The organism is Mycobacterium timonense, assembly GCF_025821985.1.
Taxonomy (GTDB): domain Bacteria; phylum Actinomycetota; class Actinomycetes; order Mycobacteriales; family Mycobacteriaceae; genus Mycobacterium; species Mycobacterium avium.
The window spans coordinates 1-11,554 of the sequence record NZ_JACKSY010000074.1; the positions used below are offsets into that span (position 1 = coordinate 1).

12 protein-coding genes are annotated in these 11,554 nt (G+C 66.8%); 7 read left to right on the top strand and 5 right to left on the bottom strand.

Annotation, left to right across the window (positions count from 1 at the left end):
• Positions 1–96 precede the first annotated feature (96 nt).
• Complete coding sequence (locus H7I87_RS18605; protein WP_063967158.1) at positions 97–567, bottom strand: hypothetical protein; 471 nt, start codon at positions 565–567, stop codon at positions 97–99.
• A gap of 355 nt (positions 568–922) precedes the next feature.
• Between H7I87_RS18605 and H7I87_RS18610 the strand changes: the two genes are divergently transcribed.
• The 3 genes from H7I87_RS18610 (at position 923) to H7I87_RS18620 (ending at position 4,152) form a co-directional block, all read left to right on the top strand.
• Complete coding sequence (locus H7I87_RS18610; RefSeq protein ID WP_244179148.1) at positions 923–2,437, top strand: SIR2 family protein; 1,515 nt, start codon at positions 923–925, stop codon at positions 2,435–2,437.
• A 112-nt stretch (positions 2,438–2,549) separates the two neighbouring features.
• Positions 2,550–3,365, top strand: a complete 816-nt coding sequence (locus H7I87_RS18615) for a DNA-processing protein DprA (RefSeq protein WP_244179147.1) — start codon at positions 2,550–2,552, stop codon at positions 3,363–3,365.
• 199 nt (positions 3,366–3,564) lie between these two features.
• Positions 3,565–4,152, top strand: coding sequence for a ComF family protein (locus H7I87_RS18620; protein ID WP_045374928.1), 588 nt, complete (start codon positions 3,565–3,567; stop codon positions 4,150–4,152).
• A 384-nt stretch (positions 4,153–4,536) separates the two neighbouring features.
• Here the strand turns inward: H7I87_RS18620 and H7I87_RS18625 are convergent, their stop codons facing one another.
• The 4 genes from H7I87_RS18625 to H7I87_RS29215 form a co-directional block, all read right to left on the bottom strand.
• Complete coding sequence (locus H7I87_RS18625) at positions 4,537–5,553, bottom strand: nucleotidyl transferase AbiEii/AbiGii toxin family protein (protein WP_045374931.1); 1,017 nt, start codon at positions 5,551–5,553, stop codon at positions 4,537–4,539.
• Positions 5,550–6,242: a type IV toxin-antitoxin system AbiEi family antitoxin domain-containing protein gene (locus H7I87_RS18630; protein WP_231113861.1), complete on the bottom strand. Its 693-nt coding sequence runs from the start codon at positions 6,240–6,242 to the stop codon at positions 5,550–5,552. Before H7I87_RS18630 ends, H7I87_RS18625 begins: the two co-directional genes overlap by 4 nt.
• Before the next feature lie 53 nt (positions 6,243–6,295).
• A complete protein-coding gene (locus H7I87_RS18635; protein WP_139800169.1) occupies positions 6,296–7,231 on the bottom strand; it encodes a hypothetical protein in 936 nt (311 codons plus the stop codon).
• A gap of 225 nt (positions 7,232–7,456) precedes the next feature.
• A complete protein-coding gene (locus H7I87_RS29215; RefSeq protein ID WP_139800168.1) occupies positions 7,457–7,822 on the bottom strand; it encodes a hypothetical protein in 366 nt (121 codons plus the stop codon).
• Between the two features lie 215 nt (positions 7,823–8,037).
• Between H7I87_RS29215 and H7I87_RS18645 the strand changes: the two genes are divergently transcribed.
• From H7I87_RS18645 to H7I87_RS18660, 4 genes are read left to right on the top strand one after another with little or no spacing between them, the layout of a single operon-like run.
• On the top strand, positions 8,038–8,403 hold the full coding sequence (locus tag H7I87_RS18645) for a type VII secretion target (protein WP_167380300.1): 366 nt from the start codon (positions 8,038–8,040) through the stop codon (positions 8,401–8,403).
• Positions 8,404–10,002, top strand: a complete 1,599-nt coding sequence (locus tag H7I87_RS18650) for a PPE domain-containing protein (protein WP_063967087.1) — start codon at positions 8,404–8,406, stop codon at positions 10,000–10,002. It begins immediately after the preceding gene.
• 8 nt (positions 10,003–10,010) lie between these two features.
• Positions 10,011–10,337 carry a hypothetical protein gene (locus H7I87_RS18655; RefSeq protein WP_053094049.1) on the top strand — a complete coding sequence of 109 codons (327 nt, stop codon included), beginning with the start codon at positions 10,011–10,013 and terminating at the stop codon, positions 10,335–10,337.
• Positions 10,334–11,533, top strand: coding sequence for a hypothetical protein (locus tag H7I87_RS18660; protein ID WP_048893283.1), 1,200 nt, complete (start codon positions 10,334–10,336; stop codon positions 11,531–11,533). Before H7I87_RS18655 ends, H7I87_RS18660 begins: the two co-directional genes overlap by 4 nt.
• The last annotated feature ends 21 nt before the right edge of the window (positions 11,534–11,554 follow it).

The window sequence follows — 11,554 nt, forward strand, 5'->3', positions numbered from 1 at the left end:
ATCGCGATGTTCCTCTCGGTAGTGATTCTTGGTCGTTTCACCACAGAGACTCACGCGATGGCCCTCTTACGTCAGGGACCGACACGCCGCCATCACTTACACCACTCCCCGGGACGCTCCCACGATCGTCGCTTCGGTATCAGCGGCCGCACCGTCGGGTGCGACGTAGTGCCACTGTTCGACACCGGCAGCATCTAGGGCTTGCGCGCACCTACCTTGCAGTCCCGGCCCCAGTGCGCGATTCGTCAGGAGCACAGAGTGTGCGGCAGTCTTGCCGGCGAGGCGTCCGAAAACTTCGTCTGCTTCGCCGTGAAAAAGCTTGTTTTCCTGGGGATTGCTCGAACCCTTTACCTGCACTCGCTCTGCAATCGCGCTGTCGAACTCGATCGCGAAGTCGATAATGTCGTCATCCCGCGCAATGCCCTCGCGCGCCAGCGTCGTCGGCTCGACATGAAGAGCGATTGCACCCATTTGGCCGAGACGATCGCGCATGTACCGGAGAAATCGCTCGATCGTGACGAGATACTGGTAGCGATACCCGAAAGCGGACTGATTGCCTCCAGTCATGTCTGGCATCCTTTCCCGCTCATGGTCGACCTGTCCGTTGGCTAGCGCACGCTTGGGGCGCCAGTCGCATAAACAGTCAACAAGAGCGCTCACCGAGAATCGAGCCATGACACGCTACCTAGTCCTTGACTACTGCAACTCAAACCTCCCACGCGCCACGGCGATGGTCGGCACCGCGAATTAGCGAGGGAATGAGAAAAGCGTTCGCCATGTTCGTGAGAACTCTGCAAACGCTGATGTCGGGACTGCGCCGTTTGCCGCGAAATCTGAGGACCGATAGCTGCAACGGACATCGGCGACGCCAAAAGCTATCGCGACAACGCCGGTGTTTGAGCCGAGGACGTCAGACGCCCCTGTGGCTAATCTGGTTGCAGAAAGACGTTCACCTGCGGTTATGCAACGAAGATTAGCGAGCTGCCGCGACACGCCGAAGTTTCGTCAAAGTAGGCAGGCGTGTCATGTCAATCTTCGCTGCATCTCGACAGCGGTTCTGTCCGGCAACGCGGCGCTGTTTATTGGCGCCGGCCTGTCGCGCGATGCTGGTCTTCCGGGCTGGGGAGAGCTTCTCGATCCGATTCGCCGACGCTGCAACATTCCCGAGCATCGCGATCTGCCGCTGGTCGCCGAGTACATCGTCAACGACCCGGGCGGCGGCCGGCGAGCGCTGGAAGACCATATCCTTGCCGCCCTTACTCAGCCGCTGCCAAGCCCGGCGCGGAGTCACTGTCTGGTGGCGCGGTTACGGGTGCCGGAGGTGTGGACGACGAATTACGATCCGCTGATCGAAAAAGCGATGGCCTCGGCAGGGTTTGAGCCGGCGCTGGCCGTCGATGAGGCCACGATCCAACAGATCGCGTCGAACAATCCGCGCACCGTCATTAAGATGCACGGCAGCATCGGCGGGAATCCGCCGGGCTGGGTTGTGCCGCCAGTCATTACGCGCACCGATTACGAACGCTACGAAGCCGACCATCAGCGCATGTGGACGGTGCTGCGGGCGTCGTATCTAAGCCGGGTGATGCTGTTTTTGGGCTTTAGCTTCACCGACCCGAACGTGGAGATCCTGCTGCGCTTGGCCCGCACGCTGGGCACCGCCGCAGAAGACCGGCACATCGCGGTGATCAAGCACCCGGGCGTCGACGCCGGCGACGATGCGCGCCTACATGAGCTGCGCATGGCCGACCTGGAGAACAGCGGGGTGCGGGTATGTGAGATCACGAAATTTGACGAGAACACCGAAATACTGACCCAACTGCTGCGCCGGACCCGCCCGGAGCGGTTGTTCGTGTCTGGGAGCAGTGCTCGACCCGACACCACCGCAGAAGAGGATGAGCAGATTCTGGATGAGTGGTGCTTGGCGATGGCCCGCGAGCTCGACGGTGAAACGACTTGGGAGATCGCCTCGTTGGGGGGACCGGCCGGCTGGCTGATCACACGCGACGTGGCTCGGCTGCGCCGCATTAATGGCAGATATGACCCGGCCAAGCTGACGTTTCACTTTCGGGAGAAAGCGGGTGAGCCGCCGGCGCAACTGCAGGAACGGGTGGGCACCGTGAATTTCACTGATATGTCGCGTGAAACGCTGGTGGTGTCGCTGTTGGCCGAGTCGCGGGCGCTGCTGGCAATCCGCGGCGGTGAGCGCACCGCTGAGGAAATCGATTGGGCCGCCAAGAGAGATGTCGGAGTGGTGCCGCTGGCCTGCTCGGGCGGGGCGGCCCAGGCGTACTGGGCCGCCCACCGCGACAACCCACCGGAGTTGGGTGGCCTACCGACCGATCCGGGCCTGTGGGAGCGTCTCAACAACCCCGACGCCGCTGTAGCTGCAGAGGCCGCCCATCAACTCCTCGCGCAGGCCATGTACCAGCGGTAAGGAGCGCGTCCCGCGGGTTGATGTCGGAGCCGTCCCATACAGTGGCGGTATGGGACCAGGTGACCAGGACTACGCCACGGCCGTCGCCACGGTTATGGCTGCTCAGGAGCTGTTGCCGGCACAGCCCAGCGACCTGACCGCGATCCTGGCAGACCCTGATGAGTTCGCGGCCCTGCTGCGGCCAAGGTGGGATCCCGCGCCGGCGTCCGAGCTTGTGCGCTACCTGCGTGAAAATCTCGATCCTGGCCGAATCGACTGGTGGCACAAGGTGATTGACCAGGTGATCCAGGAACGTATCGCGGTGCCGATCCTGGCCGGGACACCGCAGTATCCGGCCCGGCTGGCGCGGTGTTGGGATGCGCCGCCGGTGCTGTTTGCCACGGCGCCGATCCCGCCCGGGCCCGCGGTGGCCATCGTGGGCAGCCGTGACACCGTGCCAGAGCTGGCGGCGTCTGCCCGGAAACTGGCGGCTGAGGTGGCGGCCGCTGGCGTGGTCGTGGTGTCGGGACTCGCGGCCGGTATCGACGCTGCCGCCCACCGCGGCGCACTGGAGGCCGGCGGGCAGACAGTGGCGGTGATGGGCACCGGAATCCGCCACATCTACCCCCCGCAGAACACTGACCTGGCTGATGAAATCCGCCGCAGGGGGGTGCTGGTGTCGCAGTTCGCCCCCGATGCGCCGCGCACGAGAACGACGTTCCTGCGCCGCAACCATGTCATCGCAGGTCTGGCCGACGTGAGCGTGGTGATCGACGGCCAGCAGCGCAGCGGAAGCCGCCACGAGGTTGAGCAGGCGATCACCTACGGGCGGCGCGTGCTGATGTGGGCGCCGGCGTTGGTTGGGCAGCGATGGGCGCGACAGCTTGCCGCCGCCGGATCCGCGGCGTTTGTGAGCAGTGGCCGGGAAGTCCTTGCCGCCCTGAACTAGATGTGACAGTGGACAAGTGATCGGCCAGCTCGACTCGCGGCTTCTTGGTCTCTCGGACACCGTGACCGCGGAGTTGGTGCCACCACCAGTAGACGGGCAGCCAGCAACGTGTTGGCGATGCCGAACTTGGAATGACCGCCCCGATGAACAAGAGTGCTGGAACTGCGCGCAGATCGCCTCGGAATTAGAGATCGCGGCGGTGCCGCTTGATTTGATCTCGCTGTACCGCAAGCCTTCTCAGCTCCGCCAATGGTTGACCTGCTACAAAGGCCGCCCGGATGGCAGCGAACCGTTCATCCCCGAATACGTCGACATCGTGCAGGCCTTGCTGGGGCGGTTCTTCCATGTGCACGGCGGCCGCATCACTGGGCGGGCGCCGTTCGACTGCATCGTGGTGGTCCCATCCGCCAACCCTGACCGGCCACCACCACATCCGCTGCACACTATCTTGTCCCAGCTCGGGCTGCAGGTGCCGATCCGAGTCCTGCTGCGCCGAGGTCCCGGCGAGCTGGGGTTCAACCGGCCGGCCCGCGACGGGTTCGTCCTCGCCGAGAAGTGCTCGCCCCAGCGGGTGTTTCTTGTCGACGACGTCTACACCACCGGCGCGCGCATCAACAGCGCCGCCGCGGCGCTCACCGATGCCGGGCACGAAGTGCGCGGTGCGTTGGTGATCGCCCGCCGCGTCAACCCCGACTACCAGCCCGCAGCGGCGACGTTCTGGGACCACCAGAGAGCCCAGCCCTTCACCTGGTCGGACAGCCCCGTCGTGAACCGGTTCATCACCTAGTCTGGCTGCCTTCTAGCACACAGCTTCGCGGCCAGAGATCTTCCAGGACCCGCGAACTCCGTCCGGCCCGCCAGGCGGGCCACGTTCGACTGATCCGCCTGCGGCTGCAGATCAAAATCGAGAATCGAACATATGAACATATGATCGGACAGGTGTTGCGTCGGACGCGGCGGGGCTACGAAGAAATCGCACCTCGCTACTGCTGGAGTTGTGGCGGCCGGTTTGGGCCGGGCAGGACCTTGGTCGGCACGGCGCACTGCGCCTGCGGCATCATGCATCGCAGCCATTGGTGTGCAAATTGTGGGGCAACCACCTATACGCCGCCGCTCGGAAAGCATTGCCGCGCACGTAATTTGGACACCCGCTGATGGGACGTGTCGATCTTTAGTGGCGGGGGCGGCGGCGGAAATAGTCGGTGACCGGTCGGCCGTCGCGCATGTGCGGCCGCACCCATACCCGGCCCGGCCGCGCAACCGGTTCGCTGGTGTGGCGCCACACGCCGGAGCGGTGATCCCAGACGCATCCGGCCTGGATCTCCCCGGCTAGCACCGGGTTGAGCCACGCGCCGACGGCCTCGGCGGCTGTGGTGGCGTTGTGTAGCGCTGGCTGCAGGGTGGTCTTGCTGGCGACCCGGCGATACGGCGTCTCCCACGCGTCGGGGACGTCCAGGTGGGTGGGGAGTGGTTGGCCTCGAGCTGCCGCCCGCGCCCGGAGAGCGTCGCGGAGTTGATCGGCGTCGACGTCGACATCACCGGCGTAGAGCGCGAGGTCGACCAGGTCGCGATAGCGGTTGGCTGATCGGCCCTGATCGTCGCGGAAGGCCACGCCGATGATCTTGTCGGCGATTTGGCTGGCTAGCGGAAACAGCGGAATGGCTGGAATAGGGGATAGGCCTCGGATGCCGGGGACGACTGGTTCTGGTCGGCTGTGCTCGATGTCGCTGACGCGGAGTGCGTCGGCGGCGACGTCGAGCCCGAAGATCGCGGCCTGTTCGGCTCCGATCGTGGCGGTCACCCGCAATTTTGTGCCGCGCATGACCCCGGTGAACGGTTCGTCGGCATTGATGGTGAACGCGAATGGGTCGAGCTCGCTGAGGCCGGTGTGCGGTGCAAGGTCGTCGAGCACCTGGCGGCGATCCCCGCTGTGCGGATCGGTGGTGGTCAGATCCAGGTCGCGGGTGGCACGTGCACGCGGCACTCGGATCAGCATTCCAATCCCGCCGGCCACCACCCAGGATGTGTGCGAGGGGGTGAATAGGCGGGTCATAAATCGTTGGATTACGAACTGGCGCAACAGTTCATGCGAGGGTTGGGTGCGCTCGGTGTGTGCTTGGCGTGCGGCGCGGGTGCGCAGGGCAACCCAGAAGGCGCGCTCTGAGGTGTATTCGTCGGCCCAGCTCATCTGCGGCCGGCGAACAGGAGTTCGTTGCCGGCGGCGACGCTGTCAGGTGTGCCGACGACTGCCAGGGCGTGTGTCACGGTGTCGCGTCCGTGACCGCCGGTTGGTGGGTCGAGTTCTGCGGTTATCGCGCGCACGTCGACCACCGCCCGCGATAGCGCGTCGCGCACGATGTCGCCGAGATGTCCGGCGTCGATGCCGGCGCGGTAGATGTCGGCGATGGTCTGCGCGACCGGTGTGACCGGGAGGCCGTCGACGAGCTGCCATGTGGGCGGCCACGATTCGGCGACGTGGAATTCGACCCAGGGGTTACTGGTTCGCCGGGGTGTGGCGATGGTGTAGTCGAGGCGGTCGGGCTGTAGTGAGCCGAGCTCGAAGACGTAGTGAGCGGCCGATAGGTGAGAAACGACTGCGTCTGGTTCGCCGTGGTGCAGGTTGCGCAGTCGCTCGGCGGCGAAGGCGCTGGGCTGCAGGGACAGCCAGGTGGCGCGCAGCGCGTCGAGCACGGCATGTTCGGGGGTGCCGGCGAACCGGTACACGCCGCGGGTTTCGGTGCGGAGGATCCGCTGGTTGCGGGCCAGTTGAGCCAGCCGTACGCGGGTCAGGCCCAGTCGAGTTGCCTGTGCGGCGGTGAACATGCCCCACTGGCCGGCCGCCTCAACGGCCAGCCGATGCTCCGCATCCCGAGGCACGCCGCGATTGTATGCCTATAGGCATATATTCCGGTAGCTCACGGCTAAGTAGGTTAGTGGGCTGCGTTGGGGTCAGGCACCCAGATCGCGGAGCCATCCGACAGGACAGAGAGCCTGATGTAGCCGCGGGGGCCGAGCGCGTCGGATGGCAGTTTTACGATGTCTTGCAGATCGAGCGGGAGTCGGGGCGGGTGGGGGCTATAGCCAGGAGCGGTCGGATCGGGGACGGCCCAGCCGGGCACCAGTTGCATCTCGCCGTATCTGGGGAGCTCTCCGGGGGCCAGTGGGCGAAGGTCAGCAAGGTCGAGCGGGTATTTGGCGGTGGAGCCAACCATGTCTGGGTGGAGCTGGTTCACGGATGGGTCGGGTACCCACACGCCGTCGGCGATGGGCATGTGACCGTAGGGGCCGGGCTGGTTGGGGGGCAGCCGTTTGATGTCGGCGAGGTCCAGCGGGTGGTGTGGTTTGGGCCAGCCGGGTGCGTGTTCGGAATCAAGGGGCTGGACGTGCGTGTCGTCCGCGCCGGTGGAGGAGCGCAGGTCCGCGGTAGTGGCGCTCACCTGCTGGGAAGCGCCTTGGAAACGTTGGGCTGCTGTGTGAATCAGCTGGGTGGCTTCGTGCACGCGCTGCTGGCCCGCGTTGAGTAGGGCGGCCTGGCCCTCGGGGGTGTTGGCCTGCGGCGCCAGGGCGGCCTTGTCGTTGGCCCAGGCGGTTTCGATGGCGCGCAGGCCGGTATGGGCGTCGCGCGAGATCTGGTTGGCCTGCGATACCGCGGTGCTGACGGTCTGATGGGCGTTATTCAGCTGCCCGCGACGCTGGTCGAGTTCATTGCTCGCGACGGCGGCGGCCGTGGCGGCGTTTCCATCCCAGGTGGCCGGGGCGGGCATGCTTTGCGGGCCGGCGTTGATTGCGGCGAGCTGCGCTGGCGACATTGTTCCGAGCAGTTCGCGCGCGCTTTGCAGGAGGGCGTCCACCGGGTGGGTGCTCAAGGTTGGAGGTCCTCTGCACGTTGCGGGATGCGCGCGCGGGCGCGGTGAGATCGGGTCAGGTAGGGGTGGTCAGCTGGAGGTGCGGTGTCTTGCATTAGCCGTGTTGACCCCTTTCGTTGACCGCATGCCTGCGGCTTGACGAGTCGACACTCAAAGTATTGCGCATGTCGGCGCCTTCGAGAATGGGTCCGTTATTGGTAACGGCCGGCGGCTGCCGGGCGGTGGTTATGGGCGTGGGCCGAAGCGGGCGTGTGCCGATTGTGCGGTCACACCTAAGGCCTCGCCGATTGCGGCCCAGGTTGCTCCGCGCCGGCGGGCATCAGCTACCGCCGCTGCGGGATTCATGACGGGCGCAAGAAGTCGGACCACAAGAAGCGCCCACCGGGTTTCGAACGGTTCCAGTCTTTCCCATCTCGGGTCGGCTTGGTCGCGAGCAAGGAGCAGTTCCATCACGGTCGCGGGTTTGGCGAGACCGGCGGCGGGTCCGTCGACGAGGCGGGTGGTCGCCAACCGGCGGGCGGCATCGAGGCCGGCGTCAGCGACTCGGGTGCGGGCAGCGGTCAGCTCCTCGGCGTCGAGTTCGTCGAACACGCTGGTCACCATATCGGTTGCAGTTGGCTGGTCGGCAGCTTCCCACGCCAACAGTATCAGTCTGGACCTGATAATCCGTCAGTGCTACGTTGATAGCCATGTGTTCAACCGCACAACCAGAACCGTCCGGCGATGGGATGTTTCGCCGCTCTGCAGAGTCCACCAGTTCTGGCACCGCAGGCCACCGCGTCGCAACTAAGCTGAGTGCACACCTGTTGAAAAAGACCAGTTCGCTGAAAGAGTATTACCGCATGAGTTCAGCGCCTATTTCGATCAACCCGGCGATGTTGCGGAAGGCCGCCACCGCTAACCGCGACACCGCGTCGGACTACGACACTTACCGCGCCCGCTGCCAGGCGTGGCTGGCCGACGCCGAAGCGGAGATCCTGCGCTGCAACGGCGTTGTCGCCGCCCCGGTCGCGCAGTGCCTGCCGGAATTCTTCGGCCGCGTGAGCGAGCGGACCGCCGCCACGGCCGAGCAGCATGCGCGGATGGGCGACAAGCTCGTGGTGGCCGCTGCCGGCTACGAGAACACCGATAACGACGGCGCAGCTGGCGTCATGGTCGGTGGTGTCGGCTAGGTGGCCGAGCTACGAGTCGACCCGGCCGAGGTGGGCCCGCGGCTCGCCGCGGCGTTCAGCGCGGCCGCGGCCGCACTGGCCGCCCCCGCCGGGATCGCGCCAGCCCCACCGGCGGGATCCGATCCTGTTTCGGTCGCTGCCGCCAACCGGGCGGCGGTCAATTCGGCCAAACTCAGCGGCCACCTGGCCGGCGGCATCAAGCGGCTGGCGGACGGAGCCCAGGCCGTCACTACTGCGCTGAATGGTTATGTCGTCACCGATGAGGCTGGTGCGGCCGAAATCAACGGCGGCACGGCCGGCGCAGCGGCAGGGGCGGCGATTGGCGCGATCAACCTTCCCTCACCCCCAGCCGTGGACATTCCCAACGTGCCGGTTGATATCCCTGCAGCGCTGGCCAGCGTTCCGGCCGACCCGGCGACGGTCGACGAAGCGCTGACCACCGGCGCGGGCGCCGGCGGCCTGGAAGGTCACGCCGCGGCCTGGGACGGGGTGGCAACCCAGTTGCGCACGATCGGCGCCGAGTTCCGCACGCTGGGGTCGAGTCTGCCGGCGTCGTGGGCGGGGCCTGCCGGGGAGAGCTTGTCGCAGCGATTGCTGGGTTTCGGCGATTGGATGCACGCATCGGGGGAAGCGGCCAGCTCGCACGCTTCCAATGTTCGCCAATTGGGCGGGTTTCACCGTGATGCGGTCAGCGCGCATCCGCGTGCGGTGCAGGTGCGCCAGACCGAGCAGGCGTTGCTGAATGCGGCTGCCCGGGCGGCGGCCGGTGATCCGGCGGCCGCAGCGAAGGCAGCCGAGGAAGAAGCCAAGCTGTCGCAGCTCAAAGAACAGTCGGTGATGACGATGGCCCGCTACGGGCAGGGCGCGGCCGGGGTCAAAGATGTTGAGCACCCCGGGGATTCGCCGCGGATCGGCGGCGACGGGGATCCGCATCTGCCCAACAAGCCCGCCCATGGGCTGGGAAGCATCCACGATCCGCAGGACGTCGAGGAAGCTGGCGATGCGCCGGCCGAGGAGCTAGGGGAGACCACGGGCAAGTCCATGCAGGACGTCATGGGGTCGATGACGACGGTTCCCTCCCAGGTGGCCAACGCGGTCGGGCAGGCGTTAAGTAAATCCGGCCAGTCGCTGGGCCAGCTCGGCCAGCAGGCCAGCCAAGCGGCCAGCCAGCTCGGGCAGGGCCTTGGCGGCGGGTCGCCGCTGAGCGGGCTGGGCAAGCCTGCGTCCGGTAATCCGTTGAGCCGCCTGGGCTCTGGCAGCGACCTGCTGGGTAGCGGCGCGGGTGGCGGATCCGGTGCCGGTGCGGGCGGCACGATGCCGGCCGGTCTGCCCGAACAACTCTCCCCAGGGACGCCGGCCGCGCCGCCTCCGCCCACGACGGCACCGACCTCGATTCCACGTGCACCGTCGACTTCAGGCGGCGGCATGGGTGGCATGCCGATGGGAATGATGCCGATGGGCCGCGCCGGCGGTGACTCGGACAAAGAGCTGACGCGCAACCCGGAGTGGTTCCCCGACGAGCCTTTGGTCAAAGACGAGCCCGAAGTGTCGGAAGCTGTGGCAGGGCAGCGCCGCCGACCCCGGCCCACCGAAACGTAGGAGCGGCGGTGGCATTTCATCCCGACGTGGAGCGCTTTTTGGCGCGCGGCCGTGAGCTGGGCGAGATGCTGGGTCGGGTGCACGCCGCGGCGTTCGAGGATCTGCGGGTGCGCCGGGCTGCGCCTGAGGAGCCGAACTTGATACCCGAAATCGACGGGTACGGGGCGCTGACCGATTTGTGGATGGAAGGCATTGTGGGGCGCTACCGCCCGGCGCAGATCGAGCAGTTGTTCATGTCGGCGATGCGTGAATGCTACGAGGTGCTCGGGGAGCGGCGCGAGGCTGCCGCCCGCGCCGCGGTGCCCGAACTCGACGTGGAATTAGGTTTGGAATGAGTGTGACGCCAGCGGATTTGGTGGCCGACTGCCTGGCCGGCGGTGTGCGGCGCCTCATCGGCGGTGTGCACTCGTTGACGTCGTCGCGGGCGGTGGTGGTCTGCGCCGACGAGCAGTGGGTGGCGGTGCGGTTTTCGGCATCGCCGGGACCGTTGCCGGCCCCCTGGGAGACGGACACGGCCGGGTGGGTGCGGGCGCCGCGCGGCAGCGAGCCGGGGCTTCGCGACGCGTCGGCGGATCCGGTGCTGGTGGTGGTCGGCGTGGCCGAGTCCCAGGTGGTGGCGGTCAACGCGTTGGCCATCGACGAGATCGGTGTGACGTGCCGGGGTCGTGAGTCGTTGATCGCGAACTGGGTGCTGCAGGCGCAGGTGCAAGGTGCGGCCGGTGATGAGTCGGCGGTGGCCGGGGCGAGGTTGAGTGCTAACCCCGACGCCACCGTGGTGGTTGCCGATCCGCTCCTGGACGGGCAAAGCGGCTGGGTGGATGTGTTGGCTGCGGGCACCTCGTGGCCGGTGCGGCCGCTGAAAACCCCGGTCGGCGAAGCGATCCCACAATCGACCGATAGCCCGGCCGGCGCCACTGAACACGACGACGGGGCAGCGCCACTGGAAGCCGACGCCGACGCCGGCGCGGGGGTGTCGGATACCGGTGCGCTGCTGCGGGTGTTCGGGCGCTTCGAGGTCACCGACGCGGCCGGGGAGCAGCTGCAGCCGATGCAACAGCAGATCGTCGGAGTCATCCGCTTCGATGGGCCGATCCCCACCGCGCGTCTGTGCCAGGTGCTCTACGGGGCCGAGCGGCACAAGAGTTTCCACGTGGCGATGAGCAAGATGCGTCGCCGCGGTCTCAACCCGGTGCTGACCGACGCCGGATACCGGATCGACATCGACTCCGACTGGCGCCGCTTTACCAAACTGGTCGGCGTGGACCCGTCCGGCGCCGACACCGCGGCACTGATCGAAGCGGTGGAGATGGTGGCGGTCCCGTTGTTCGGCGCACAGCCGCCATCCTGGGCTGTGCCGCATCTGCCCGGCATGCGGGACCTGATTTGCCGGGCATGCCGGGAGCTCGCGGCGCGCCACGCCGACGATCCGGGCGCGGCGCTGCGATACGCCAATGTCGGGTTGGAGGTCGACCCGCAGGATGAGGAGCTGGTCACGATTGCCAACACGATCAACGGGATAGCCGGTGAATAGCCATGGCAGACAGGGGCATTC